This is a genomic window from Staphylococcus sp. SM3655 (assembly GCF_016917315.1).
GTDB classification, from domain to species: Bacteria; Bacillota; Bacilli; order Staphylococcales; family Staphylococcaceae; genus Staphylococcus; species Staphylococcus aureus.
The window spans coordinates 1,236,453-1,262,265 of record NZ_CP070305.1 but is presented as its reverse complement, the minus strand read 5'-3'; the positions used below and the strand labels follow the sequence as shown (position 1 = coordinate 1,262,265).

Genomic DNA, 25,813 nt, shown 5'->3' with positions numbered 1-25,813 from the left:
CCTTAATGGTAATTGTTTTATTAGTTAAATAAGTCGATTGATCCTTCTTTAAGAGTTACAATCGCTTTTCTTCTTTTGTTTGTATAGCCTTGGTAACGGCCCATACGTTTTTTCTTAGGTTTGTAATTCATGATATTAACACTTGCAACTTTTACGTTGAAGATTTCTTCAACTGCCATTTTTACTTGTGTTTTGTTAACACGAGTATCAACGTCGAAAGTGTATTTGTCTTCAGCCATTGCTTCAGAAGATTTCTCAGTGATTACGGGGCGCTTAAGAATATCTCTTGCTTCCATTATCCGAGCACCTCCTCAACTTTTTTAGCAGCAGCTTCAGTAATTACTAAGCTGTCAGCATTAGTGATATCTAAAACATTTAAACCTTGAGCAGTTGTCACTTGAACGCCAGGGATGTTGCGTGCTGATAATTCAACATTTACATCTTCGTTTTCAGTAACTACTAATACTTTTTTAGGTTGTTCTAATGTAGATAATACATTTTTGAATTCTTTAGTTTTTGGAGCTTCGAAGTTGAATGCGTCAACTACAGTTAAGCCATTCTCTTGAGCTTTGAAAGATAATGCTGAGCGTAAAGCTAAACGACGCATTTTCTTAGGCATTTTGTATGCATAACTTCTTGGAGTTGGTCCGAATACGATACCACCGCCACGCCATTGTGGAGCACGGATTGTACCTTGACGAGCACGACCTGTTCCTTTTTGCTTCCATGGTTTACGTCCGCCACCGCTTACTGCTGAACGATTCTTAACAGCATGCGTACCTTGACGTAATGAAGCACGTTGTAAATTAATAGCTTCGAATAAAACGCTATTATTTGGCTCAATACCGAATACTGCATCGCTTAATTCGATTGAACCTGATTTAGTTCCGTCTAATTTTAAAACATCATAATTAGCCATTATGCATTTCCTCCTTTCACTTCTTATTATTTATTACCTTTTTTAATTGAAGTTCTGATTTCTACTAAACCTTTTTTAGGTCCAGGTACGTTACCTTTTACTAAGATAACTTTGTTTTCTGTGTCAACTTGAACTACTTCTAAGTTTTGAACAGTTACAGTGTTTCCACCCATACGTCCTGGCATTTTTTGGCCTTTAAATACTCTAGAAGCATCTGAAGCCATACCTACAGAACCTGGTGCTCTGTGGAAATGAGAACCGTGTGACATTGGTCCACGAGATTGTCCGTGGCGTTTAATTGCACCTTGGAAACCTTTACCTTTTGATACGCCTGTTACGTCAATAACGTCGCCAGCTACAAAAGTATCTACTGAGACTTCTTGACCTACTTCGTAAGCATCCACGTCTACATTGCGGAATTCACGAATGAAGCGCTTAGGTGCTGCGTCAGCTTTTTTAGCGTGACCTTCAGCTGGTTTATTAGCATATTTATTAGATTTTGCATCTTTTTTGTATGCTTTTTTGTCTTCAAATCCAACTTGGATTGCGTTGTATCCATCAACTTCTACAGTTTTCTTTTGTAATACAACATTTTCTTTAGCTTCTACTACTGTTACAGGGATTAATTCACCGTTTTCTCCGAATACTTGTGTCATCCCAATTTTTCTTCCTAAGATTCCTTTGGTCATCGAAAGTCCACCTCCTAAAATTGTCTATTATAATTTGATTTCGATGTCTACACCAGATGGTAAGTTTAAGCCCATTAAAGCGTCAACTGTTTTTGGTGTTGGGTTTACAATATCGATTAAACGTTTGTGTGTACGTTGTTCGAATTGTTCACGTGAATCTTTATACTTATGCACGGCACGGATGATTGTGTAAACTGATTTCTCAGTTGGTAACGGAATTGGTCCAGAAACATCTGCACCAGAACGTTTCGCTGTTTCTACAATCTTCTCTGCTGATTGATCAATCACGCGGTGATCATAAGCTTTTAATCTGATTCTGATTTTTTGTTTTGCCATAATTTTCCCTCCTTATTCGTCTACATTTAGTGATAGACTTCTCCACGAAAACTATCTTACACAGCGCCATGGCAAAGCGGCCGGGTGTGTCAGTAACCTTTCGCTTCATCGCTTTTCTTAAAGTCCAACGTTAGTTATATTACACGAAAAACATCGATAAATCAAGGCTTTTCACATAATTTTTCTATCTGTCTAACACATACTTTTATATTTTACTTTATATACTTAGTCAGTTCAACTATTTTCGAGATATTTTTTATTTCCTTCTTTATTGTAAATTCGTACCTTGAATCATTTTATTATTATCATTGAAAATTATTCTATATAATTAGTCATAAGAACGGTGGTGAATGAATATGAAAAATGGACCAAAATTATCTTTAGCACTTATAGGTATCTTTTTAATACTTTGTGAGTTTTTCTATGGCATTCCTTTTTTAGGTGCAACGTTTATTTTAAGTTTTGGATGGCAGCCTTTACTCTTTAATGCATTACTTTATCTAATTCTTACTATTATATTATTAGTGAATAGACAAAATGCGATTAGACCTATAGCGATTATTCCAATATTTGGTATAGTAGGTAGTTTTTTAGCTATTATCCCCTTCTTAGGAATTTTGATTCATTGGATTTTATTTTTCCTAATGATTCTATTTGTCCTAGTTGTATTATCAGCGCCAACCTATATACCTAATAAAAATGCTCGTGTCATTTACACACAATACAAAGATGGACATAGAGAATAATTCTTAAAACCTTTTTAATTAGGTATATAATATAGAAGAAACACGTCCAACAATTTTAAAAGAAGTATATTTATATCGGATATTTAAAGACATTCAAAATATTGCTTTATGTTATTTCGCTTCTTATTTTATCCTTACTTCAAAGAAAAAACGACTACCAATCATTGGCAGTCGTTTTTTGTGTCTGGATTTAACCATGAACAAATATGAAGTACAGAATGAATAGTACCATTAATACATACATTATCGGATGTACTTCTTTATGTTTTTTAGAGATAAGCATTGTAATTGGATAGAAAATAAATCCACACGCAATACCAGTTGCAATTGAGTATGATAAAGGCATCATAATGATTGTAATGAATGCTGGCACTGCAACTTCAAAACTTTTCCAGTTTATCTCAGCAAAGTTTGCAGCCATTAATACACCTACCACCACTAAAGCTGGTGTCGTAACTGCACTTGTTACAACAGCGATTAACGGACTAAAGAACAGCGCTAATAGGAAACAACAACCTGTTACGATACTAGCAAATCCTGTTCTAGCACCTACAGCAACACCTGAAGTTGATTCGATATAAGAAGTTGTTGTAGTTGTTCCAAAAACTGATCCTACAATCGTAGCTAAAGAATCTGAGAACAATGCTCTACCAGCTCTTGGTAATTTATTATCTTTCATAATACCTGCTTGAGTAGCAACAGCTACTAATGTACCAGCTGTATCAAAGAAATCAATAAATAAGAACGTTAAAATAACAATTAAGAACTGTATCGTTAATAATTGACTTGGGTCTTTAAACGCTTCAAATGCAGCACCGAACGTTGGTTCAATACTTGGAATCTTACCTACAATACCAGATGGCATTTGAATCAATCCAGTGAACATACCAACGATTGCTGTGATGATCATACCGATAAAGATAGAACCCGGCAATTTAATTGCATATAAAATAACTGTAATAACGATACCGAATATCGCCAAAAGTACTGGTGGATCAGTTAAATGTCCCAATGTTACTAATGTAGATTCATTTTTAACTATAATACCCGAACTTTGTAAACCTACAAATGTAATGAATAATCCTATACCTGCTGAAACAGCCATCTTCATTTGATAAGGAATTGCATTAATAATAACTTCCCTAAACCCTGTGACGGTTAATATCGCAAAGAATATACCTGAGAATAAAACGCCTGTTAAACCAACTTGCCAAGGAATACCCATGGTTAACACAACAGTAAATGCAAAGAATGCATTTAATCCCATACCTGGTGCTAACGCAATTGGATATTTAGCTATTAGCCCCATGAATAGCGAGCCTACAAATGCTGCTAATGCAGTCGCTACAAAAATGGCACCTTGGTCCATTTTCATATCTTCTGATACGCCTTTAACACCTGCTAAACTTAAAACTTGCGGGTTAACTGCTAAAATATAGGCCATAGATAAGAAAGTTGTGATACCGCCTAAGATTTCTCTTTTAAAGTTTGTTCCATATTTATCGAACTGGAAATAGTTTTTCACGAATGGATGCTCCTTTTTTTAAAATACCTTAATAGTTTAATATCATTCTTAATAAAAAACAATACCAAAAGCGAACTTTTCGTTTTTCTGATTCAACTTTGTTCGATTTTATCTATAAATTCAAGTTCTTTAATGCATCTTTAAACGGATTATTGTCTAAACCTTCATTTTTATTCATATACTTTTTCATTTCTTTACGAGATACTTTACCAGAGGATTTAGACTTCATACGCTGATCCATATGTGCTTGCGTTTCAGAATGTCCACAAACACAACGATATACCGCTTCTTTCCCTTTACCAAACAACGTTAATTTCTTTTTACAGTTTGGACATCTTGCATTTGTTTTGCGCTGTACATTCTTTTTCGTCTTACAAGATGGATCTTGGCACACAAGCATCTGACCATTTTTAGTTTTAACTTTAATCATGAATTTACCACACGTTGGGCATTCTGTGGTTGTTAAATTATCGTGTTTATATTTACGATCACTATTTTTAATCCCATTTACAACATCTTTCGTAAAATCTTTCATTTCATTAATGAATGTTTTCGCCTGATATTTACCACGTTCAATTAAAAGTAATTTTTCTTCCCATTGTGCAGTTAAAAGTGGCGACGTTAATTCTTCTGGTGCTAATTCTAATATTTGTTTACCTTTTGACGTTACTTTAATTTTACCGTCTCTTGATTCAATGGCATTCATATTAAATAATTTATCGATAATGTCGGCCCTTGTTGCAACTGTGCCGATACCACCTGTTTGTTTTAAAGTTTGCGCATATTTTTTATCCTTCAATTGAATAAAGTTCTGAGGGTTCTCCATCGCTTTTAATAACGAACCTTCATTAAAATATTCTGGAGGTGTTGTTTCATGTTCTCTAATATTTGTTTTTGAAATCTTCACTTCATCGCCTTCTGAAAAAGGCTGTTGCATCTCTGTAATAGATTCACCTTGTCTAATAGATTTAAAACCTAAAACAGTTGTTACATTCTCTTTCAAAACAAATGTGTGCCCTGCAACCTCTAAAGTTACAGTTATCGCGTCATACTCGTGCGGAGGCATTAAAGCTTCTAAAAAACGCTCGACAATCATATCGTATAACTTTAATTCTCTATTACTTAAGTCTGACATGACAGGTCTCACTTCTGTAGGAATAATTGCATGGTGATCAGATACTTTTTGATTATTAAATATCGACATTTTTGATGAAAATGTTTTAGACATTAATGGGCGTGCTTGGTCTTTATATGTTGTTGCCATCGTCGCCTGAATACGTTCTTTCATAGTATCTACCATATCAGTTGTTAAATAGTTTGAATCTGTTCTTGGATAGGTTACGACTTTATGTCTCTCATATAAGCTTTGAAGTGTATTCAATGTTTCTTTAGGTCCAATTTTATAACGTCTATACATATCTTGTTGTAAATCTGTTAAATTGTACAGTGATTGCGGATACGACTTCTTATGTTTAGTAGCAACAGATTTAATCTTACCATCGACATTTTTCAAATTATTAACCATCTGTTCTAAAGTTTCTTTATTGGTATATCGCTGATTTGATTCTAGCTGAAAATCAAACCCTTTTACCGTTAATGATAATGTAAAGTATTGTTGTGGTTTGAACTGATTAATCTCTTGTTGTCGTGTATTTACTAATTGAATCGTTGGTGTCTGAACACGTCCCAGGGATAGCTGTGCATCATACTTTGTTGTTAGTGCACGCGTTGCATTAATCCCAACAATCCAATCTGCCTCACTTCTCGCTAACGCTGCATAATACAAATCGTTATATTGACGACCGTCTTTTAAATTTTTAAAACCTTGTTGAATAGCTTTTTTAGTAACTGAGCTAATCCATAATCGACGGATTGGCTTTTTGTTACCAACTTTATCCAAAATCAATCTTGCAACTAGTTCACCTTCTCGTCCAGCATCTGTTGCAATAATAATATCTTTCACTTTATTATCTAAAATTAACGCTTTTACTGTTTTAAATTGTTTGCTTGTTTTACCAATAACAACAGTTTTCATATATTTAGGTATAATTGGAAGGTCTTCTAATCGCCATTCCTTTAAATTTTTATCGTATTGTTCAGGTGTCGCATTTGTCACTAGATGACCTAACGCCCACGTGACAATATATTGGTTATTTTCAAAGTAACCATTACGCTTCTGATTTATTTGTAAAGCATCAGCAATATCTCTTGCGACTGATGGTTTTTCAGCTAATATTAAAGATTTCATAAATTATCCTTTCTCATACGTTCTTTTATTTCGAACGTGCTTCATCTATTCCACTAATCTTTGATTTAAATTCAATGATTGCAAATGATGTGTTAAATGTATTGTAACATGTTAATATCACTATTAACTTTCATTTCAGTTGAAATACTATATAATAAAAGTAACAAAAAGTACGGAGGTAATGACATGAGCATAGTTCAGTTATATGATATTACACAAATAAAATCGTTCATTGAACATTCGAATTATGAATCAGCATCATACTTATATAAACTTCCTCAACAGTACAATGAAATAGATGTATTAATAACCGATGCGATTGAATCACCTGGTGTATTTTCGATTAAAGAAAACGATTCAATCAAAGCAATCATATTGTCTTTTGCATACGATAAAAATAAATTCAAAGTCATAGGCCCTTTCGTGGCTGACAATTATGTATTATCTGTCGATACGTTTGAAACGCTATTTAAAGCAATGACTTCGAACCAACCTGACGATGCCGTCTTTAACTTTTCTTTTGAAGAAGGCATTCAACAATACAAACCATTAATGAAAGTTATTCAAGCAAGTTATAACTTCACTGACTATTACATAGAAGCCCGTACAAGATTAGAAGAAGATATGCACCAACCAAATATCATTCCTTATCACAAAGGGTTTTATCGTGCTTTCAGCAAATTACACACAACTACATTTAAATATCAGGCACAGTCACCACAAGATATCATTGATAGTTTAGACGACCATCATCATTTGTTTTTATTTGTTAGCGAAGGTTTACTTAAAGGTTATTTATACCTTGAAATTGATTCACAACAGTCAATCGCCGAGATTAAATACTTCAGTTCTCATGTAGATTACCGTTTGAAAGGTATCGCTTTCGAGTTGCTTGCGTATGCATTGCAATATGCTTTTGATAATTTTGATATTAGAAAAGTTTATTTTAAAATTCGTAATAAAAATAATAAACTCATCGAACGATTTAATGGTCTAGGTTTCCATATCAACTATGAGTACATTAAATTCAAATTCGAATCACGTAACGTAAAAGATCAAACAATCCCTGAATAAAACACCAAGCAAATACCCTACAGTACATCATTAGCATGTATTGTGGGTTTTTCTACTTTTTGTAAATATTGAAAATTATAAGTAGTTGTTTTTTACTATTAGGGCAGAATGCTTTACAATAACATGCAAGTGTCAATTAAGGGGAGCACTTGCATAAATAGTATAGGAGAGTGAGTAGTCTTGCAATTTCTTGATTTCTTAATCGCACTTTTACCTGCTTTATTCTGGGGAAGTGTCGTTCTTATTAATGTGTTCGTCGGCGGTGGACCTTACAACCAAATTCGTGGTACGACGCTAGGCGCACTCATTGTTGGATTAGGTTTACTTATTACTGGTTTCGCAAAATTCAATAATCCTACTGTAATTATTGTCGGTCTTATTTCTGGTGCATTATGGGCGTTTGGACAAGCGAATCAGCTTAAATCTATTAGTTTAATCGGTGTATCAAATACTATGCCAGTTTCTACAGGTATGCAATTAGTTGGTACAACATTATTCAGCGTTATCTTTTTAGGTGAATGGTCTTCAATGACTCAAATTATCTTTGGTTTAATCGCCATGATATTATTAGTTACTGGTGTAGCACTTACTTCACTTAAAGCTAAAAATGAACGTCAATCAGATAATCCTGAATTTAAAAAAGCAATGGGTATTTTAATTGTATCTACAGTTGGATATGTAGGTTTCGTTGTACTTGGTGACATCTTTGGTGTTGGTGGAACTGATGCATTGTTCTTCCAATCTGTCGGTATGGCAATTGGTGGCTTTATCCTATCCATGAATCATAAAACATCACTTAAATCAACAGCACTTAATCTATTGCCAGGTGTGATTTGGGGAATTGGTAACTTGTTCATGTTCTATTCTCAACCAAAAGTTGGTGTAGCTACAAGTTTCTCATTATCACAGTTACTTGTTATCGTTTCAACCTTAGGCGGTATTTTCATTTTAGGAGAAAGAAAAGATCGTCGTCAGATGACGGGTATTTGGGCAGGTATTATTATTATCGTGATAGCTGCTATAATTCTAGGTAATTTGAAATAGAAAGTTAAATACTCATGTAACGTAAAAATGTAATCACTTCTGAAAATAACCATTCACTTATAGAATGATTAAAATTAATTTTCGGGAATTTTACGTTGAATGTTCCTCTATATGTCCTAGGAAATACGTGGCTCTAAAAACAAAACGCAATAACACATCATGACATTAATCATGCGTTTTAAGACTTTAAAATTAGCGATACTTTTAAAATCTTGATGATATTCATATATCAAGTATGCGCCATACATATGAAGTGGATAGCTGCATAACGCACTGCATTATCAACTTGAATGTATGAGTTGAACAACTATGTCATAAATAAAAGCCCCCTTTTCACAATATACATTTACATATTGTGGTAAAGGGGGCTCTCATTTTCTACGAATACTAAAATGGATTTTATTTTCAAATGTGTAAACTAGACAAACACTGCCTGATACACGTACAAAATAATGATACTAATAATGATTGTCAAATTGGTCGTCATACCTATAAATGGCAGTGTTCGATATTTAAACTGAATACCATAAGAAATAATTGCAACACCTACCGGGAACATCCAAGTGACCAACAATGTCGTCTTAATCATATCATCTGATACTGGTAACAACACATATACTAACAATCCCGCAACTAATGCTAATCCATAATGCAAACATAAATATTTAATAGTAGCAGGTATATACTTTCTTTCCAGAGTAAAATTCAACATGACACCTAGCAAAATCATTGATAACGGCATATTTGCATGGGAAAGTATGCTAAAGAAATCGATTGCCACATGTGGTAAATGGATGTGACTTATATTCAATATAAACATTACAATGTATGTAACGAGTGGCACTGATTGTAATAATTTCTTACCTAAATATTTAAAATCGAATTGATCACTACCTTCACTAAAGTAGCTACCTACAAAGTAAGTAATTCCAAACATCACAAAGGCACCACCTATATCAGCCATAACAAAATAAATAAGTCCCGTTTTAGGCCATATCACTTCAATTAGTGGATATGCAAACAATCCAATATTCATAGCACCAGTCATCATACCTACTGATCCACGCATGTGATTATCATATTTTCTAAAAAACCAGACAGCAATCATTTTCGCCACAATACCATATATAATCGTTAAAATTGGTAAAATGGAGAATGACAATTTTAATTCTGCACTGTTTAAATTCACAATAACTAAAGATGGGAGTGTGACATTAAGAACTAATGTAGCAATGACTTGACTATCTGTTGCTTTTATAAAATTAATGCGCTTCAAAAAGTAACCAAGCGCAATTAATAAAATAATCATAGTAAATTGTTCTGTCACTGTTATCCCTTCTTTCAATAATCTTCATAATTTATAACTTTAACATACTCCACAGATATTTTAGAAGTCTACTGTTTCATGCTATAATCTACATTAAATGCACTTAATTATATTTCAAAGGAGTGTTATAGTATGTCTTTAGAAAACCAACTAGCCGAACTTAAATATGATTATGTTCGTCTTCAAGGTGACATAGAAAAACGGGAATCTTTGAATTTAGATACTTCCGCACTTGTTCGTCAACTTAAAGATATTGAAAATGAAATTAGAAACGTTCGTGCTCAAATGCAAGATTAATAATCTATCATTCAAGCAATAAATGCTTTTTGTTACATAAATTTGACTAGCATTGCTCTGAATACGTTATATTGATGAATTGCTTCATTTTTCGCTCAATTACATCTAGAATCACAAGATGTTGTCGTGTTATGATTTAGTGTTTCATTAACAACATACACGCATATCTATCCCAACACTGCTATTTATGTTTTCTACGCTGCTGTACTACATGAACCCTTTGAAACGGAGAGGAAGTTATCATATGCAATTTTATCTGATTTTACTAGCAATACTTTATCTAATTGTTAGTTTTATTAGTATTTTTAAAATGGAAGTTGTATTTACTCGCATTTTGAGAATTATTATGGGTGTGTTGTTATTATTCGTCTTAGCATTAACGACGATGAGTTTTCCAAAAGAGAATTGGTGGGTATTTATCGTCTTACTACTCTTAGTCGGCAATGTCGAAGTGACAGGATTTAAAATGCTTAAAAAAGATCTAAAAGGTGTAAACATCTTGAATTTAATGTCATTATTTATCTTTGTCATATATTTCATCCTAACCATCGTATTATTCTAAGTAATAAACAAAACATGCAATAACATAATTGCAACCTTATTTTATTATCGTACATGTTGAATGCCAGCATTGTTTTATTAACACATCGATTAAATCGCACGTGAAATAAGATCTAAAATTTCAAATTTTAAAAAGCCATAAAAGCTTGGGACATTAAGTTCTTAGGCAATGTAAAAAAGCTGATTTCTATTAATTATTTGATAGAAATCAGCTTTTTTGATATGTATTTTATAATGTACAGCTCGTTGAGCTGCTATTTTCCTTATATTAAGTGCCATTAATACAAAACCTAGCTCTCGTTTAACTTTATTTATTCCTCGAACTGACATTCGAGTGAAACCCAAAATAGCCTTCATAAATCCAAAAACAGGCTCTACATCAATTTTTCTTTGCCTATAGATTTTTTTCGTTTCTGATTCAGAAAGCTTTTGATTAATTTGGACTTTAAAGTATTCCCAATTATAATTCTTCATGATTTTCTTATTGGATTTCGAATTTGGTTTCATGCATTGATGTCTCAAAGAACATGATGAACAGTCATCACATTCATATAGTTTGAAGTCTCGTTTAAAACCATATCTATCATTACGGTATGCATATCTTTTAAAACCTATTCTTTTGTTATTAGGACATATAAATTCATCATTAAGTTCGTCATATTTCCAATTTTGAGTGTTAAAAATGTCACTTTTAAACTTTCTAGTTTTATCTTTAATAAACATGACATACGTAATAAGTGGCGTTTTATTAAAATCATCTATAATAGCCATATAGTTTTGCTCACTATCATAACATGCATCAGCTACAATATACTCCGGTAAATAACCGAAGGTATTTTGAATCATTGTTAAAAATGGAATTAAAGTTCTAGTATCTGTTGGGTTTTGAAATAGGTCATAGGATAAAACAAATTGAGAATTTGTCGCTATTTGTAAATTGTATCCTGGCTTAAGTTGCCATTTTTCATATGGTCTTCCTTCATTCTCATAAAAGTTGCATCATGATCAGTTTTTGAAAAGCTATTTCTATCTTTAAGAATCGATTTTTGTTCTTCATATTTACTTTTTCTTTCAGAATAATCATCAAATTTCTTTTTGAACTTCTTAATCTCAGTTCTTTTCTTACGAGTCTGTTTTCTAATTTGAGCACAATCTTCGTTCTCAATAGAATGATTTAAATCTTCGATTTCTTTATCTAAATGACTACCAATTAAATCTATTTCTTCTATTGTTAAATCGCTATCTCCATCTTCTTTTATCTCTGGTATTATTTTTTCTTCAACTAAGTCACGATATAATGCTTTTGAATTTTCGTTCAATTTCGATTCGTGATTTTGAATACTTTTCTTCCACACAAATGTATACCTATTGGCATTAGCTTCTACTTTTGTACCATCAATAAAAATTGAATTATCATCAATAAGATTTTGCTTTAAACATTGTCTATGAAACTGGATAAATAAAGATTCAATTAATGCATCAGTATTAGGATTTACTCTAAAACGATTAATAGTTTTATAAGAAGGTGTTTGATTTTGAGCTAACCACATCATTCGAATACTGTCATGAAGTAATTTCTCTATTCTACGACCAGAAAATACAGATTGAGTATATGCATATAAGATGATTTTTAACATCATTTTTGGATGATAGGATGTTGCGCCACGATGATGTCTGAATTCATCGAATTCGCAATCAGGTATCGTTTCAACAATTTCATTAACATATCGCGAAATATCATTTTGAGGGATTCTAACAGAAGTTTCTATTGGTAGTGTAAGTTAGGTCATGTTATAATTTTTATACTTAAGGCACCTCGTTAATTTAGTTTATTGGTATTTATTAAATTATACGAAGGGACCCAACACAGAAAATTCATTTTATTGAATTTTACATTTATGTGCAAGTTGGGCAAAGTCTCTTATTTTTTTAAGTATTTAAAAGTAAAATTACATGTTAATACGTAGTATTAATGGCGAGACTCCTGAGGGAGCAGTGCCAGTCGAAGACCGAGGCTGAGACGGCACCCTAGGAAAGCGAAGCCATTCAATACGAAGTATTGTATAAATAGAGAACAGCAGTAAGATATTTTCTAATTGAAAATTATCTTACTGCTGTTTTTTAGGGATTTATGTCCCAGCCTTTTATGGCTTTTATATTATCTATCGTTTAGTGAATCGTTTTTTCAAAGTAAAGAGAATTTCATATATTACTGGTACAACTACAAGTGTTAATAAAGTTGATGAAATTAAACCACCAATAACTGTAGCAGCTAATCCTTTCGAAATAAGAATCGAGCTATCTTGACCAAATAACAAAGGAACTAATGCACCAATTGTTGCAATCGCCGTCATTAATATCGGTCTAATTCTAGTACCGCCTGCTTCGATTAATGCTTCTTTCATCTCCATGCCCTGTTGCTCATTATTAATAACACGGTCTATTAACACAATGGCATTTGTTACTACGATTCCAATTAACATTAGCATACCAATTAAACTTGGTACTGATATTGTTTCTCCTGTGATTAATAGTGCAATAATTACACCGATAACTGTAAATGGTAAAGAGAATAAAATTGTAAATGGTGCTAGGCCACCTTTAAATGTAATAACTAGGATTAAATATACGATAATGATTGCAGCTAACATTGCAAAGGCTAATTGTGTCATTGCATTGTTAATATCATCTGATGCACCACCGATATTAACCTTTACATTATTCGGTTTGTCCAAATTATTTATTTTAGACATCACTTGTCGTGTTGTGCCACCCACATCTTTATTTGTTACTTTAGCAGATACCGTCGTTGCATAATCTCCTTGTTCTTGCGTCAATTTACTTGGTGTCGTTGTTTTAACTAACGTAGCGATATCTCCCAATTTAATCGTACCACCAGTCGGCTTTTTCAAAGTTATATTATTCAACTTATCTTCTGACCAGTCTGTTTGCTTATTTTGTTTGACTTTAACATCAACAGTTTTACCATTTTCTTTAACAGTCGTAACTGTTTTTTCTGGTAAGTTTTCATTCAAGTGCATTGCAAGTTGACTTGCAGAAATACCATTTTCTGCCGCTTTATTTTGATCGACTTTAATTTCATACTGATCATATGTTTGCGATAAATCAGATTTGACATTGGCTAGTCCTTTAACCTGTTTCATTTTCTGTTCAATATCTTTTACAGTTGATTTTATGGCATCCATTGATGGACCTTTTACAGTAACCTCTACAGATTTATTACCTGCACCTGTTCCTAAATCTTGATTTTTCCACTCTCCAGGATGTTTAAAGCCATCTGCATGTTTAATAACCTTATCCGCTTCTACATCAAAATTAGGCGTGTCATTATCATATTCAACCATGATTGCCATACTATTTGTACTACCCGTTGGATCTACTGGACTACTACCGCCAACTGAGTATTGAATTGTTTTTACATGCTTTTTCTGTTTTAAATATTTTTCAACATCTTTCGCATGATTCAACACTGCTTGCTCCGTTTCACCAGGCTTCGGTGTATAAGTAATAGCTAAAAATTTATCGTCACCTGCTGAAATAAAGCTAGTGCCTAGTCTCGGTCCTCCAAATACAATAGTTGCAACCAAAATTAATGTACTTAATATAATTACAATCCACTTATGATTTAATGACCAATGTAATACTTTTTTATAAGTTGTACTAACAACACCTAATCCTTCTTGATGTTGTTTATTACGACGTTTAACGCCTTTTTTAAATAGTGTAGCTGCCAACGCTGGAACGAGTGTAATTGACACTAATAACGATGCTAATAAACTAAATGCAATAGCCAATGCAAAAGGTCTAAACATTTCGCCTACTGAACCTGATACAAACACAAGTGGTAAGAAGACGATAATAGTAACTAGTGTCGATGACATTATTGGTTTAAATACTTCAGTTGTCGCACTGATAATTAAATTTTCACCTTTTAGTTGTTCTTCTGAATCTGTTAAGCGTCGATAAATATTTTCAACAACTACAATCGAATCGTCTATCACACGTCCAATCGCTACTGTTAATGCACCTAACGTTAGTATATTCAATGAAACATCACTCAATTTCAGAGCAATAAGCGCCATAAGAAGTGATAACGGAATCGATATAATAGAAATTGCCGTCGTACGAATGTTTCTTAAAAACAGCAAAATAACTATAATTGCCACGATTGTACCTAATGATGCTTTTTCAACCATCGTATAAAGTGATTTCTCAACAGGCTTTGCAGTATCCATTGTTTTTGTGACATTAAAATCTTTATTTTCATCAACGAATGTATCAATTTTACGTTGTACATCTTTGGCTACTTGAACTGTATTGGCATCTTGAGCTTTAGTTATTTGTAAATTAACCGCATCCTTGCCATTCGTTTTAGAAATAGAAGTACGCACATCACCAACTGTAATATCAGCTAAATCTCCTAGTTTCGCTGTCGGCATACCACTTATATTATTTGATGCTGACGCTTTTGAATTTTGCTGCGGTGATGCCTGATTAACATCTGACATGGCTGAATTTTGTTTATTGTCACTTTGGGATTGAGATTGCCCTTGTCCTCCTGCCAACGTTAATGGAATATTTATGTTTTTAAAAGCATCAACAGATTGATATTGACCATCAACAACAATTGATTTATCTTTATCACCAAATTGGAACAATCCAAGTGGTGTTGTTCTTGTTGCCGTTTTTAGATAGTTTTCTACATCATCAGCAGTCAATCCATATTTTTCAAGTTCATTTTGCTTAAATTTAAGGGTGATTTCACGGTTCGTCTGCCCATTTAATTGCGCATTTTGCACACCATCTACCGTTTGTAATTTTGGTATTAATTGTTCATTCAGTACTTTCGTTACTTTTTTCAAGTCATTCTCTTTATTTGAAAATGAATATGCTAAAACCGGAAAAGCATCCATCGAATTACGTCTTAATTCTGGTTGACCAACTTCATCTTTAAATTTAATTTTATCGATTTCTTTTTTAAGCTGTTCTTCTGCTTTATCCATATCTGTATTATTTTCATATTCAACTGTTACAATTGAAGCATTTTGTATGGATTGCGTTTTAACATTTTTCACATATGCCAACGATCTTACTTGATTGTCAATTTTACTACTTATTTCATCTTGGGTACTTTGTGGCGTTGCACCCGGCATTGTTGTTGTAACTGAAATAACTGGATTTTGTACATTTGGTAGTAATTCTAATTTCAATTTAGCACTCGCGTATACACCGCCCAAGACAACTAAAACAACCATTAAAAAGATAGCAAACTTATTCCCCAAAGAAAATTGTAATAGTTTTTTTATCACAGTACTTCCCCCTCTTTCACTATATTCAAAAATATTTTACTCAACCATTCTATATTGTGTAAAAAAATCTGAACGCAAATGACAGTCTTATGAGCGTTCAGATTTCAGTCGTTAATCTATTTTCGTTTTAATTTACGAGATATTTTAATTTTAGCTTTTGTTAAACGCGGTTTAACTTGCTCAATTAATTGGTACAATGGCTGATTCAATACATAATCAAATTCACCAATCTTTTCACTTAAGTATGTTCCCCACACTTTTTTAAATGCCCATAAGCCATAATGTTCTGAGTCTTTATCTGGATCATTATCTGTACCACCGAAATCGTAAGTTGTTGCACCATGTTCACGTGCATACTTCATCATCGTATACTGCATATGATGATTTGGTAAAAAATCTCTAAATTCATTAGAAGACGCACCATATAAGTAATATGATTTTGAGCCAGCAAACATTAATAGTGCACCAGAAAGATAAATACCTTCAGGATGTTCCTTTTCTAAAGCTTCTAGGTCTCGTTTTAAATCTTCATTTTTAGCAATTTTATTTTGCGCATCATTAATCATATTTTGCGCTTTTTTAGCTTGCTTTTCAGATGTTTCCATCTTCTGCTGCCATTTAGTAATTTCGGCATGAAGTTCATTCAATTCTTGATTTACTTTCGCTATATTTTCTTTTGGATCCAACTTTACTAAAAATAGTTCAGCATCTCCATCTTCATGCAACGCATCATAAATATTTTCAAAGTAACTAATATCACGCGTTAAGAAGCCATCGCGTTCCCCAGTGATTTTCATTAATTCAGCAAATGTTTTTAAACCTTCTCTATCAGATCGTTCCACTGTCGTACCTCGCTTTAAAGCCAAGCGCACTTTTGAACGATTTCGGCGTTCAAAACTATTTAATAACTCATCATCATTTTTATCAATTGGTGTAATCATAGTCATACGTGGTTGGATGTAGTCTTTTGATAAACCTTCTTTAAATCCTTTATGTTTAAAACCAAGCGCTTTCAAATTTTGCAAAGCATCTGTACCTTTATCAACTTCAACATCAGGATCGATTTTAATTGCATACGCTTTCTCAGCTTTAGCAATTTCTTTTGCACTGTCTAACAATGCATTTAACGCTTCTTTATTACTATAATCAACAACAAAACCACGTGAAATATAACATAGCGTATACGGTAATTTAGGTACTTTTTTAAAAAGTAATTGCGCAACACCCTGAACTTCACCGTCACGACCTACAGCGATTCTTCGCGCGTACCATCCAGTTAATTTCTTTGTTTCTGCCCATTTCGTTAATTGTAATAAATCTCCATTTGGGTGAGATTTAACAAATGCGTCATGTTCCTGATTAGTGATATGCATCTTTTCCATGATTTATGATATCTCCTTCTATTTAACAATACCTTTAATTATACAGTTTGTATCTTATAGTGTCGATTCAGAGCTTGTGTAAGATTTGAACTCTTATTTTTGAAATGTCCATGCTCCAATTAATAGTTTAGCAAGTTCAAATTTACCCATTTTAATTGTGAATCATTTTATATCTATGTTTCGTGTTAAATTTAATGTTATCGTACAATTAATACTTTTCAACTAGTTACCTATACTTCAAAATACTTTCATCATCTAACACGATATTCATTTCTAACATGAACCAATTTGACTTCAATAAATAAATTTCTCCTCAAGCAACCACATTAATGTTCATATACAATTACCCCTGTTATAATGTCAATAATCTAATAATGAGGTGTTTGATATGAGAACAATTATTTTAAGTCTATTTATAATTATGAACATCGTTGCAATCATTATGACATTGAGTCAACCTCTCACCGTGAATTACTTTAGTTTACGGGTTATACTTATCTTTTTCACATTTATATTATCAATCTTTTTCATTTTAATTAAGTCATCACGATTAAATAATATATTAACGATTCTTTCCATTGTGCTTGCCATTATTCATATGGGCATTCTCGCTCATAGTACTTACGTATATTTATACTAATGGTTCAAAGCGATAAATAGCACCTCTGATAAAAATTGAATATGGTGAAGTTGCTTGTGCGTCTTTTATGATAACCGAATGATATTTTGAAACTTTACCATCTTCAATTCTAAAATAAATATCATCATTTTTTAAAATCAAATCTGTGTAATGGTCATTCTCTTCTACAATGTCCATATCAAACCATTTCAACCAATTCGATACTGTTTGTGATCGGTTTTTACTTTTGACAATAACAGTTTCAATTGAAAATTGTTTTTGAAAATATTTTTGCAATTTTTTAGTACGCATGGAATCACTTTCTTCCCATTGAATAAAAAATGGTGGCTTAATTTCATCATCATCCTGATTCATTATATAAAGCAATTGCCACTTTACCTTACCATCTTTATGTGTATCTCTTTCCATTTGAATCGGCCCTACTACTTCAACCTGCTCACTTTGTAGTTTATTTTTAACTGCCTCTATATCATTTGTACGCAAACAAATATTTTTAAAGCCTTGCTCATACTTCTCTTGAACAATTTGAGTAGCAAAAGCGACTCCACCTTCTATCGTTTTTGCCATCTTTTTCAACTTTTCATTATTTTCTACATCCAGTAGCTCAATATAATTTTCATTGATATAACCTAATTTATTGAATGTTCCATATTTATGATGATACCCACCTGAATGTAATTTTATAACATCTCCTGGAAAACTAAACCGATCTAACTGATCTATATAATGAATGATGTGATCAAATTTCAATATCATTAGTATCCCCCTATTTACATGTAATTACGCTTATTTTAACAAAGTATAATTATTTTTGCTCTTAATAATTATATATTGATTTCTAATTGCTCCCGTTTTATAATTACTATTGTTGTAAAAAGGTTAGCTAAGCTAACTATTTTGTCTTAGGAGATGTCACTATGCTATCACAAGAATTTTTCAATAGTTTTATAACAATATATCGCCCCTATTTAAAATTAGCAGAGCCGATTTTGGAAAAACACAATATATATTATGGTCAATGGTTAATCTTACGCGATATAGCTAAATATCAACCCACTACTCTCATTGAAATTTCACATAGACGTGCAATTGAAAAGCCTACTGCAAGAAAAACTTTAAAAGCTCTAATAGAAAATGACCTTATTACAGTAGAAAACAGTTTAGAGGATAAACGAAAAAAGTTTTTAACTTTAACACCTAAAGGGCATGAATTATATGAGATTGTTTGCCTTGATGCACAAAAGCTCCAACAAGCAGTAGTTGCCAAAACAAACATTTCGCAAGATCAAATGCAAGAAACCATAAATGTGATGAATCAAATTCATGAAATATTATTAAAGGAGGCACACAATGACTAATCAAGGCTCATTAAATAAATCACCTATTTTCACCAAAAGTTTTACAATTAACTTTTTAGTCAACTTTATCGTATACCTATGCATGTATTTGTTACTTGTAGTTATTGCTGGCTATAGTAAGCAAGCTTTCGACGCTTCCGATTCATTAGCCGGATTAGTTGTAGGACTATTTATTGTCGGGTCTTTAATTGGTCGATTTGCTACAGGTAAATTTGTAAATCAAATCGGACCTAAACGATTATTATTTATTGGTTTAATTGCTTTAATTATCACGCAATTACTTTATTTTATTGATGGATCTTTAGCTTTTTTAATCTTTGTACGTCTCATAAACGGTATCGCAACTGCAGTTGTGACAACTGCAACAGGTACTATTGCGGCATACGTTACCCCTGTTAATAGAAAAAGTGAAGGCATCAGTTTATTTTCTTTAAGTTTAGTATTAGGTACAGCGATTGGCCCATTTCTAGGCATGTTACTTATTACAAAATACGCAATTGATTTACTGTTTATTATTTGTGTCATATTAGGCATACTCGGACTCATTATCTCATTATTTATAAAAGTTGATTTCGAAGTAACAAATAACAAAACTGAAACTAATGTCATTGATAAACCAAGATTTAGTATTCATCAATTTATTGCAAAAGAGGCCATTCCTGTTGCTGTAATTATGCTTTTAATTGGCGTTACCTATGCGTCCATCCTAACTTATTTACAAGCATTTGCTTTAGAGCGACACCTAGTAACTGCAGCAAGCTATTTCTTTATTTGCTATGCTATAGCATCGTTAATTACTAGACCTATTGCTGGTAGATTGATGGATGATAAAAATGAAAATATTATTGTCTACCCAGCATTTATCATGCTTTTCCTTTCATTTGTGTGCTTAATTTCAAGCTATCAAAGCTGGTTAATATTACTTGCTGGGGCTTGCCTAGGTTTAGGGTATGGAAATTTATCATCTGCAATGCAATCTATTGCGATAAAAGTCTCACCTCCGATTAAATATGGTATCGCGACATCTACTTTTTACGTTGGTCTAGATGCAGGTGTCGGCTTCGGTCCATCATTCCTTGGGTTATTTACTCATATGTTTTCATATAGTGAAATCTTCGGCTTTATGGCCGCTTTAGCAATCATTACTATGCTTGTTTACTTCTTAATTCATGGACGTCATGTAACTAGAAATGCCATGAACTAAATATTTATATTCAAAAATAAAAAGCATGCCAATCTCTATTCATCATTTGTCTGTCCCCAAGACGCAATTATGATGTACTGATTGGCATGCTTTTTAAGTTTTTAGTTTGTAACGCTTAACACTTCTATTTCTTTAGTAATTTTATCTAACAATTTCTTTTGAGAAGTACTATAGAAATAGAATACTTGTCTTTCATCCGTTTCAGAACGCAATTTAGAAATAAGCTCTTTTTTATAGATTTTACGGATAATCACATCGATTTTACTTGTATCCCATAGCATTTCAAAATGTAATGTATCCCTCAATTCTTTACCGCTAATCTTTTCAGCTTCATACACTTTAAAAAGTACTACAAATTCTTCAATTGAAATCTTATGTGTTGTTTTTAACCAGTGCTTTAACTGACTTAACTCCCTTTCTGCTTCTATAAAACGTTGAACTTTATTACTCATAATATGATGCCTCCTATGTTTCTTCTTAGATGTTTGTAATTCATATTATTATACAATTACTTAAATTTATTATATATCAAACTTAGCATTTTATCTATTACAAATATTAAATTGCTAGCTATATCTTGTTTAGATTTATATCTTTTGGACAACTTGTTGTTTATTCGACAACATTTATACCTAAAAAAGATATATTACAACTCAATGACTTGGAGTGTGACAACAATGTTAAAGAGCCCTTAAAGATTTATTATGTAGTGATTTTTGGGAGTGGGACAGAAATAACCTTTTCACAAAATTTATTTCGTTGATCCCCAACTTGCATTGTCTGTAGAATTTCTTTTGAAATTCTCTATGTTGGGGCCCCGCCAACTTGCACATTATTGTATGCTGACTTTTGTCAGCTTCTTTGTTGGGGCCCCGCCAATTTGTAAAAACTTTAAAAACGATCATTTCTATTAAATCTGGCATAGATATGACCGTTTTTACTTTAATAAATAATATTGTATTTTAGGGAGTAAGACAGAAATATTAAAGAATCTCTAATGATTTAATATGTAGTGATCCCTACACATTAACCACCAATATAATTCATGTTTATCTTTTTACGTTGACGATTGGCAACTGTTTGAGCAGTTCTCTCATCTGAATATCGATCATCTCTTATTTGCCATAAAGCTTTAAATTGTTCTTTTAATTCTTCGTCGGTCACGCCAGAACGAATAAACGCTTTAACGTTAAATCCATCGACAGTTGCAAATAAACATCCGTAAAACTTCCCATCTGATGACAGCCTTGCGCGTGTACATGTAGAACAAAATGATTGTGAAACACTTGTAATCAAACCAAATTGAACACCATTATCCTTATGGCGATAATATTTTGCTACTTCCCCAAAATATTTTGGTTCTACAGGATCGATTTCAAAGTGCTGCTCTATCATTGTAAGCATTTCATCTTTAGTTACAACTTTACTGAAATCCCATCCATTATCATTACCAACATCCATAAATTCTATAAATCGAATCTCTATATGTTTATCTTTAAAATATTCAAGCATTGGTATGATTTGATCATCGTTAATACCTTTTTGTATAACAACATTTACTTTTACATTCAAACCAATAGACGTCGCGTAATCAATTTGTTCTAAAATCGTAGTCGCTTTAATATTACGATTATTGATTGATTGAAATAGCGTATCATCAATAGCATCCAAACTGACATTAATTCTGCGTAGCCCAGCATCATATAACTTTTGTCCATGCTTTTTTAATAACAAACCATTTGTAGTCAAACCAATATCTTCAATACCATCGATTTGATTTAATTTAGCTATAAGTACATCTAAATCCCGTCGCATCAATGGTTCTCCACCTGTAATGCGTATTTTTTTTACACCTAATTCTGCATATACCTTAGCGATTCTAGCCATTTCATCAAACGTTAACAGTTCATTTTTAGGTAAAAATACGAAATCATCTCCAAATACCTCTTTAGGCATGCAATAATCACACCTAAAGTTACACCGATCTGTCACAGATAACCGTAAGTCACGGATGGGACGTCCTAGTTTATCTTTTATTTGTTCTACCATTTGTGGACCTCCTAACAGCTTACAATTTTTGAATTAAAGCGTCCAAATCATGCTGATAATTTATATTTTTGTACCAATATGAGGGCGCATCTACATCCCTGACATCCAAATAATCCGTTGATAATTCATGATATACATTTTTAAAACTGTAATTATCAGAATGTAGTGCTTTAGTTATAGCGCCTAATGCATTCGGACTATAAAATGCAATTGTTGGAATAAAACGTCCATCTTCTTTAAAAGCTGCGACATCTAAATGATTTTCAATAAGATGAGAAACTAAAAACTGATACAACTTGCTTACAGCTTTACCAGTAATCATTGGTGTATCAACAGAAACGACAAAAAACAATTCTTCTTCAGGATGTTGCTTCATGATTGTATAAATTCCTGCTAATGGACCTTTATCATTATGATTCTCATCATCTATAACAACATTTGGATATTTAAATTGCGTTGCCAATTGCGCATTTGTACTAATAATAATTTCATTGAACATATTTGTTGATTCTAATGTCTTAATTACTCTACTATAAAAGGTCTCACCGTTCACTTCCGCAAAAGCTTTGGGCTTACCAAATCGCACTGAATGACCACCTGCAAGAATTATTGCTTTCATGCTCCCTTAACCTCCACTAACCGGTGGAATTAATGCAACAGTATCATTAGGTTGAATGAAATCCGATTTTTGTACAAATTCCTCATTTACAGCAACTTGAAACTTTTTATTATTGATTTGCGGATAACGTTCAAACAATAAATCTTCAAATTGTTGTACAGTCAATGCTTGTTCAAGCACAATATCTTCCTGTGCTTTTTGTAATATATCTTTAATTTCTGCGAAGTAAAGTACCTTCATCTCTCTTATTCCTCCCTCTTCGCTTCTTCATAATTCCCTTTTTGATGCCCTTGCCATTTTGAACCATCTTCCCAAATTTCTTTTTTCCAAATCGGAACAATTTCTTTTATACGCTCAATTGCATATTCATTTGCTCGATAGGCATCTTTACGATGCGGTGAAGAAACCGCAATTAATACAGCGATATCTGAAATTTGTAATGGCCCTATTCTATGAACAATACTCGTTATCGTTCCAGGCCATTTTTCATTTATTTCATCTCCAATTTGTGCCAATTTCTTTTCAGCCATTGGAATATACGCTTCATATTCTAAATATTCCGTTTTGACGCCTTTAGTCCATTCGCGAACATGACCGGTAAAAACAACTACTGCACCTTGATATTCATTTATAGTGAATTCACGATATTGTTCTGTTTGTATCGGTTCTGTCACGATTTCAAATTGTTTCATTCATTTCAATCCTCTATGTTAATTGTGTATCACAATCATTTTTAATTTTATTTAATAACCATTGCTCAAATGCTGTAAAATCTTCATGCTCCTTTACATTAATGCTATAACAAACATTCGACAATTGTTGTAATACTTGCAACTCTTCTTCATTTCGATAGACTACGACTTTTTCAAAATCAGCATTTTTAAAGCCTTCAACTAATACGATATTGGTGTCAATTGTAACAGATTTTTCAATAATTTGAGTAAGATTTTGATTATCTACACGTGTTACAGTTTGCTGATATTGAAAACCTTGTACAATACTTCGATCTGCCCCCGCTTCAAAATGCTTCATGTGATCGACGTCTGAATCCTGTAATTGAATATCTTCCTTACCATGCCCATGATGTTTAATAGTAGCAACTGTATAACCATGTGACTTTAAGAAAGAGACAATATGCCTCATCAATGTTGTCTTACCAGACTTTTTGTAACCTACAATTTGTAAAATCATAAAAGAAGTTCCTCTTCAGCAGCGTCAGATTCAGTCAATATAATATCTACTGTATGCCCCGCTTTAAAACCACGTGACCCTCCTGGTAACATGACCATACAGTTAGCATGTGCAATCGCTACAACCGCACCTGATTTATTGAATCCTGAAGGTACTACAGTAGATCCAGCACTTGTTAACGTTGCTTTAGCACGTATAAATCGTGTGAATGGGTTTGCCTTGGTAAAATCTTCCATTAATGTTGCTTTAATTATTTGCGGGAAGACTTCTAGTGCGCCACACATATGTTTAACAGCTGGTTTCACAAATAGTTCAAATCCTGTAAAACAAGCTGATGGATTTCCAGATAATCCAAACAAATACTTTCCATCTGCAAATGCAACCGTTGTTACGCTACCAGGACGCATTGCTACTTTATTAAATAACACTTCCGCCTTTACAGCCTTATAAATCTCAGGTAAATAGTCAAAATCTCCAACAGAAACTCCTCCCGTTGTAATAACGATATCATGTTTTTCCATAGCTTCTTTAACGACTTGTATGCCACTATCTAAATCATCTTGTTGTGTTTTGTAAATACCAACTTCAAGACCTAATTTTTCTGCTAAGGCACGAATCATTGGGCCATTAGAGTTACGAATTTTTCCATCTTCTAATACATCATTAACATCTAATAATTCGCTTCCTGTTGCAATAACAGCGACACTCGGTTGCTTAATAACTTTAACCTCTGCATAGCCATATGTTGCAAGGACCGCTATAGCCCCTGGATTAATTACTTGTCCTTTTTTTAGAACAACATCGCCTGTCGTTGTTTCTTCACCTTTTAAAGATATATTTTCATTTTTTGAAAATGGTTTACGAATTGTAAATGTATCTTCTAGTTCAATCGTTTGTTCAAACATAACAACAGCATCTGCGCCATTAGGTATTTGTGCTCCAGTCATAATACGCACCGCTTCGTGATCCCCAACTAATTTATCAGAAACTGAACCTGCACCAATATGATCAATCACTTTAAACTCAATGCGATTCTGACCACTTGCCCCTTGTGAATCAACACTGCGAATTGCAAAACCATCATAAGGTGATTTATCAAACCTTGGTATATCATAAGTAGCTACAATATCTTCTGCTAAGATATGATTTAGACTTTTTTCAAGTGCTACCGTAATTGCCGGCATTGAACTCTGCTGATTAACGATACGTTGAATTGCTTCTTTAACTGGGATTGGGTTTCTTTTTTCTACTACCATTAAAAATCATCTCCAAAA

At 32.9% G+C, this 25,813-nt stretch carries 28 protein-coding genes and 1 pseudogene; 9 read left to right on the top strand and 20 right to left on the bottom strand.

Translation table 11 applies throughout. The features are described from left to right. Positions 1 to 20: 20 nt before the first annotated feature. Genes rplW through rpsJ form a run of 4 tightly spaced genes read right to left on the bottom strand, consistent with a single transcriptional unit; the run spans position 21 to position 1,944 of the window. Positions 21 to 296 carry a 50S ribosomal protein L23 gene (gene rplW, locus JQN76_RS06145; protein ID WP_000388082.1) on the bottom strand — a complete coding sequence of 92 codons (276 nt, stop codon included), beginning with the start codon at positions 294 to 296 and terminating at the stop codon, positions 21 to 23. Beyond that, positions 296 to 919, bottom strand: a complete 624-nt coding sequence (rplD, locus tag JQN76_RS06140; RefSeq protein WP_000024827.1) for a 50S ribosomal protein L4 — start codon at positions 917 to 919, stop codon at positions 296 to 298. The genes rplW and rplD overlap by 1 nt, the downstream gene beginning before the upstream one ends. 26 nt (positions 920 to 945) lie before the next feature. After that, on the bottom strand, positions 946 to 1,608 hold the full coding sequence (gene rplC, locus JQN76_RS06135; RefSeq protein ID WP_000160212.1) for a 50S ribosomal protein L3: 663 nt from the start codon (positions 1,606 to 1,608) through the stop codon (positions 946 to 948). A gap of 27 nt (positions 1,609 to 1,635) precedes the next feature. Then, on the bottom strand, positions 1,636 to 1,944 hold the full coding sequence (gene rpsJ / locus JQN76_RS06130) for a 30S ribosomal protein S10 (RefSeq protein WP_001118667.1): 309 nt from the start codon (positions 1,942 to 1,944) through the stop codon (positions 1,636 to 1,638). A gap of 356 nt (positions 1,945 to 2,300) precedes the next feature. Between rpsJ and JQN76_RS06125 the strand changes: the two genes are divergently transcribed. After that, entirely contained in the window at positions 2,301 to 2,690 is a 390-nt protein-coding gene (locus JQN76_RS06125) for a hypothetical protein (RefSeq protein WP_000788443.1), read from the top strand. Positions 2,691 to 2,880: 190 nt separating this feature from the next. Here the strand turns inward: JQN76_RS06125 and stgP are convergent, their stop codons facing one another. From stgP to JQN76_RS06110, 3 genes are all read right to left on the bottom strand, one after another. Further along, positions 2,881 to 4,215 carry a 6-thioguanine permease StgP gene (gene stgP / locus JQN76_RS06120; RefSeq protein WP_000800700.1) on the bottom strand — a complete coding sequence of 445 codons (1,335 nt, stop codon included), beginning with the start codon at positions 4,213 to 4,215 and terminating at the stop codon, positions 2,881 to 2,883. A gap of 112 nt (positions 4,216 to 4,327) precedes the next feature. Continuing rightward, a complete protein-coding gene (locus JQN76_RS06115) occupies positions 4,328 to 6,463 on the bottom strand; it encodes a DNA topoisomerase III (protein WP_000838479.1) in 2,136 nt (711 codons plus the stop codon). Positions 6,464 to 6,488: 25 nt separating this feature from the next. Further along, positions 6,489 to 6,584 carry a hypothetical protein gene (locus tag JQN76_RS06110; RefSeq protein WP_001790553.1) on the bottom strand — a complete coding sequence of 32 codons (96 nt, stop codon included), beginning with the start codon at positions 6,582 to 6,584 and terminating at the stop codon, positions 6,489 to 6,491. Positions 6,585 to 6,649: 65 nt separating this feature from the next. On the opposite strand from JQN76_RS06110, the gene JQN76_RS06105 reads away from it, so the two are divergent. Next, positions 6,650 to 7,537, top strand: coding sequence for a GNAT family N-acetyltransferase (locus JQN76_RS06105; protein WP_000029536.1), 888 nt, complete (start codon positions 6,650 to 6,652; stop codon positions 7,535 to 7,537). 180 nt (positions 7,538 to 7,717) lie between these two features. Then, on the top strand, positions 7,718 to 8,581 hold the full coding sequence (locus JQN76_RS06100; protein ID WP_001159898.1) for a GRP family sugar transporter: 864 nt from the start codon (positions 7,718 to 7,720) through the stop codon (positions 8,579 to 8,581). A 116-nt stretch (positions 8,582 to 8,697) separates the two neighbouring features. On the opposite strand, the gene JQN76_RS06095 is transcribed toward JQN76_RS06100, so the two are convergent. Beyond that, positions 8,698 to 8,829, bottom strand: coding sequence for a hypothetical protein (locus tag JQN76_RS06095; RefSeq protein ID WP_001789121.1), 132 nt, complete (start codon positions 8,827 to 8,829; stop codon positions 8,698 to 8,700). A 170-nt stretch (positions 8,830 to 8,999) separates the two neighbouring features. Further along, positions 9,000 to 9,908 carry an AEC family transporter gene (locus JQN76_RS06090; protein WP_001836988.1) on the bottom strand — a complete coding sequence of 303 codons (909 nt, stop codon included), beginning with the start codon at positions 9,906 to 9,908 and terminating at the stop codon, positions 9,000 to 9,002. Between the two features lie 132 nt (positions 9,909 to 10,040). Here JQN76_RS06090 and JQN76_RS06085 point away from each other — a divergent pair, with 132 nt between their 5' ends. Beyond that, positions 10,041 to 10,205: an SE1832 family protein gene (locus JQN76_RS06085; protein ID WP_000051206.1), complete on the top strand. Its 165-nt coding sequence runs from the start codon at positions 10,041 to 10,043 to the stop codon at positions 10,203 to 10,205. Between the two features lie 244 nt (positions 10,206 to 10,449). After that, on the top strand, positions 10,450 to 10,767 hold the full coding sequence (gene mspA, locus JQN76_RS06080; protein ID WP_001161085.1) for a membrane stabilizing protein MspA: 318 nt from the start codon (positions 10,450 to 10,452) through the stop codon (positions 10,765 to 10,767). Positions 10,768 to 10,928: 161 nt separating this feature from the next. On the opposite strand, the pseudogene JQN76_RS06075 reads toward mspA, so the two are convergent. The 3 genes and pseudogenes from JQN76_RS06075 to femX form a co-directional block, all read right to left on the bottom strand. After that, positions 10,929 to 12,535 (bottom strand): annotated as a pseudogene (locus tag JQN76_RS06075) (IS1182 family transposase). A gap of 393 nt (positions 12,536 to 12,928) precedes the next feature. Further along, complete coding sequence (locus JQN76_RS06070; RefSeq protein WP_000592314.1) at positions 12,929 to 16,096, bottom strand: efflux RND transporter permease subunit; 3,168 nt, start codon at positions 16,094 to 16,096, stop codon at positions 12,929 to 12,931. A gap of 116 nt (positions 16,097 to 16,212) precedes the next feature. Next, positions 16,213 to 17,478, bottom strand: a complete 1,266-nt coding sequence (gene femX, locus JQN76_RS06065) for a lipid II:glycine glycyltransferase (RefSeq protein ID WP_000413866.1) — start codon at positions 17,476 to 17,478, stop codon at positions 16,213 to 16,215. Positions 17,479 to 17,866: 388 nt separating this feature from the next. Between femX and JQN76_RS06060 the strand changes: the two genes are divergently transcribed. After that, entirely contained in the window at positions 17,867 to 18,118 is a 252-nt protein-coding gene (locus tag JQN76_RS06060) for a hypothetical protein (RefSeq protein WP_001566779.1), read from the top strand. Here JQN76_RS06060 and JQN76_RS06055 read toward each other — a convergent pair. After that, positions 18,110 to 18,874 carry a VOC family protein gene (locus JQN76_RS06055; RefSeq protein ID WP_000600967.1) on the bottom strand — a complete coding sequence of 255 codons (765 nt, stop codon included), beginning with the start codon at positions 18,872 to 18,874 and terminating at the stop codon, positions 18,110 to 18,112. The two genes, JQN76_RS06060 and JQN76_RS06055, sit on opposite strands and share 9 nt — an antisense overlap. A 161-nt stretch (positions 18,875 to 19,035) precedes the next feature. Here JQN76_RS06055 and JQN76_RS06050 point away from each other — a divergent pair, with 161 nt between their 5' ends. Next, positions 19,036 to 19,476 (top strand): MarR family winged helix-turn-helix transcriptional regulator, encoded by a 441-nt coding sequence (locus JQN76_RS06050; RefSeq protein ID WP_001836615.1) that lies wholly within the window; start codon positions 19,036 to 19,038, stop codon positions 19,474 to 19,476. Next, on the top strand, positions 19,469 to 20,680 hold the full coding sequence (locus JQN76_RS06045) for an MFS transporter (RefSeq protein ID WP_000184419.1): 1,212 nt from the start codon (positions 19,469 to 19,471) through the stop codon (positions 20,678 to 20,680). Before JQN76_RS06050 ends, JQN76_RS06045 begins: the two co-directional genes overlap by 8 nt. A gap of 101 nt (positions 20,681 to 20,781) precedes the next feature. Here JQN76_RS06045 and sarV read toward each other — a convergent pair whose 3' ends face one another. Next, a complete protein-coding gene (gene sarV / locus JQN76_RS06040; RefSeq protein WP_000066900.1) occupies positions 20,782 to 21,132 on the bottom strand; it encodes an HTH-type transcriptional regulator SarV in 351 nt (116 codons plus the stop codon). A 125-nt stretch (positions 21,133 to 21,257) separates the two neighbouring features. On the opposite strand from sarV, the gene JQN76_RS06035 reads away from it, so the two are divergent. Continuing rightward, complete coding sequence (locus JQN76_RS06035; protein ID WP_001789125.1) at positions 21,258 to 21,443, top strand: hypothetical protein; 186 nt, start codon at positions 21,258 to 21,260, stop codon at positions 21,441 to 21,443. Between the two features lie 263 nt (positions 21,444 to 21,706). Here the strand turns inward: JQN76_RS06035 and moaA are convergent, their stop codons facing one another. From moaA to JQN76_RS06005, 6 genes are read right to left on the bottom strand one after another with little or no spacing between them, the layout of a single operon-like run. Next, positions 21,707 to 22,729: a GTP 3',8-cyclase MoaA gene (gene moaA / locus JQN76_RS06030; RefSeq protein ID WP_000230173.1), complete on the bottom strand. Its 1,023-nt coding sequence runs from the start codon at positions 22,727 to 22,729 to the stop codon at positions 21,707 to 21,709. A gap of 19 nt (positions 22,730 to 22,748) precedes the next feature. After that, entirely contained in the window at positions 22,749 to 23,348 is a 600-nt protein-coding gene (gene mobA, locus JQN76_RS06025; protein WP_000643985.1) for a molybdenum cofactor guanylyltransferase MobA, read from the bottom strand. Between the two features lie 6 nt (positions 23,349 to 23,354). Next, positions 23,355 to 23,588: a molybdopterin converting factor subunit 1 gene (moaD, locus tag JQN76_RS06020; protein ID WP_000866971.1), complete on the bottom strand. Its 234-nt coding sequence runs from the start codon at positions 23,586 to 23,588 to the stop codon at positions 23,355 to 23,357. Between the two features lie 5 nt (positions 23,589 to 23,593). Further along, the gene (locus JQN76_RS06015; protein WP_000808500.1) at positions 23,594 to 24,040 is read right to left on the bottom strand and encodes a molybdenum cofactor biosynthesis protein MoaE; all 447 of its coding nucleotides are present in this window, start codon (positions 24,038 to 24,040) and stop codon (positions 23,594 to 23,596) included. A 13-nt stretch (positions 24,041 to 24,053) separates the two neighbouring features. Continuing rightward, the gene (mobB, locus tag JQN76_RS06010) at positions 24,054 to 24,539 is read right to left on the bottom strand and encodes a molybdopterin-guanine dinucleotide biosynthesis protein B (RefSeq protein WP_000602940.1); all 486 of its coding nucleotides are present in this window, start codon (positions 24,537 to 24,539) and stop codon (positions 24,054 to 24,056) included. Continuing rightward, the gene (locus JQN76_RS06005; RefSeq protein ID WP_001836619.1) at positions 24,536 to 25,795 is read right to left on the bottom strand and encodes a molybdopterin molybdotransferase MoeA; all 1,260 of its coding nucleotides are present in this window, start codon (positions 25,793 to 25,795) and stop codon (positions 24,536 to 24,538) included. The genes mobB and JQN76_RS06005 overlap by 4 nt, the downstream gene beginning before the upstream one ends. Positions 25,796 to 25,813: the final 18 nt, after the last annotated feature.

Excerpts from the sequence above, each read along its gene's own strand:
- rplW (WP_000388082.1), bottom strand. The coding sequence starts at position 296 with ATGGAAGCAAGAGATATTCTTAAGCGCCCCGTAATCACTGAGAAATCT.
- rplD (WP_000024827.1), bottom strand. The coding sequence starts at position 919 with ATGGCTAATTATGATGTTTTAAAATTAGACGGAACTAAATCAGGTTCA.
- rplC (WP_000160212.1), bottom strand. The coding sequence starts at position 1,608 with ATGACCAAAGGAATCTTAGGAAGAAAAATTGGGATGACACAAGTATTC.
- rpsJ (WP_001118667.1), bottom strand. The coding sequence starts at position 1,944 with ATGGCAAAACAAAAAATCAGAATCAGATTAAAAGCTTATGATCACCGC.
- JQN76_RS06125 (WP_000788443.1), top strand. The coding sequence starts at position 2,301 with ATGAAAAATGGACCAAAATTATCTTTAGCACTTATAGGTATCTTTTTA.
- JQN76_RS06115 (WP_000838479.1), bottom strand. The coding sequence starts at position 6,463 with ATGAAATCTTTAATATTAGCTGAAAAACCATCAGTCGCAAGAGATATT.
- JQN76_RS06105 (WP_000029536.1), top strand. The coding sequence starts at position 6,650 with ATGAGCATAGTTCAGTTATATGATATTACACAAATAAAATCGTTCATT.
- JQN76_RS06095 (WP_001789121.1), bottom strand. The coding sequence starts at position 8,829 with ATGTATGGCGCATACTTGATATATGAATATCATCAAGATTTTAAAAGT.
- JQN76_RS06085 (WP_000051206.1), top strand. The coding sequence starts at position 10,041 with ATGTCTTTAGAAAACCAACTAGCCGAACTTAAATATGATTATGTTCGT.
- mspA (WP_001161085.1), top strand. The coding sequence starts at position 10,450 with ATGCAATTTTATCTGATTTTACTAGCAATACTTTATCTAATTGTTAGT.
- femX (WP_000413866.1), bottom strand. The coding sequence starts at position 17,478 with ATGGAAAAGATGCATATCACTAATCAGGAACATGACGCATTTGTTAAA.
- JQN76_RS06060 (WP_001566779.1), top strand. The coding sequence starts at position 17,867 with ATGAGAACAATTATTTTAAGTCTATTTATAATTATGAACATCGTTGCA.
- JQN76_RS06055 (WP_000600967.1), bottom strand. The coding sequence starts at position 18,874 with ATGATATTGAAATTTGATCACATCATTCATTATATAGATCAGTTAGAT.
- JQN76_RS06050 (WP_001836615.1), top strand. The coding sequence starts at position 19,036 with ATGCTATCACAAGAATTTTTCAATAGTTTTATAACAATATATCGCCCC.
- JQN76_RS06045 (WP_000184419.1), top strand. The coding sequence starts at position 19,469 with ATGACTAATCAAGGCTCATTAAATAAATCACCTATTTTCACCAAAAGT.
- sarV (WP_000066900.1), bottom strand. The coding sequence starts at position 21,132 with ATGAGTAATAAAGTTCAACGTTTTATAGAAGCAGAAAGGGAGTTAAGT.
- moaA (WP_000230173.1), bottom strand. The coding sequence starts at position 22,729 with ATGGTAGAACAAATAAAAGATAAACTAGGACGTCCCATCCGTGACTTA.
- mobA (WP_000643985.1), bottom strand. The coding sequence starts at position 23,348 with ATGAAAGCAATAATTCTTGCAGGTGGTCATTCAGTGCGATTTGGTAAG.
- moaD (WP_000866971.1), bottom strand. The coding sequence starts at position 23,588 with ATGAAGGTACTTTACTTCGCAGAAATTAAAGATATATTACAAAAAGCA.
- JQN76_RS06015 (WP_000808500.1), bottom strand. The coding sequence starts at position 24,040 with ATGAAACAATTTGAAATCGTGACAGAACCGATACAAACAGAACAATAT.
- mobB (WP_000602940.1), bottom strand. The coding sequence starts at position 24,539 with ATGATTTTACAAATTGTAGGTTACAAAAAGTCTGGTAAGACAACATTG.
- JQN76_RS06005 (WP_001836619.1), bottom strand. The coding sequence starts at position 25,795 with ATGGTAGTAGAAAAAAGAAACCCAATCCCAGTTAAAGAAGCAATTCAA.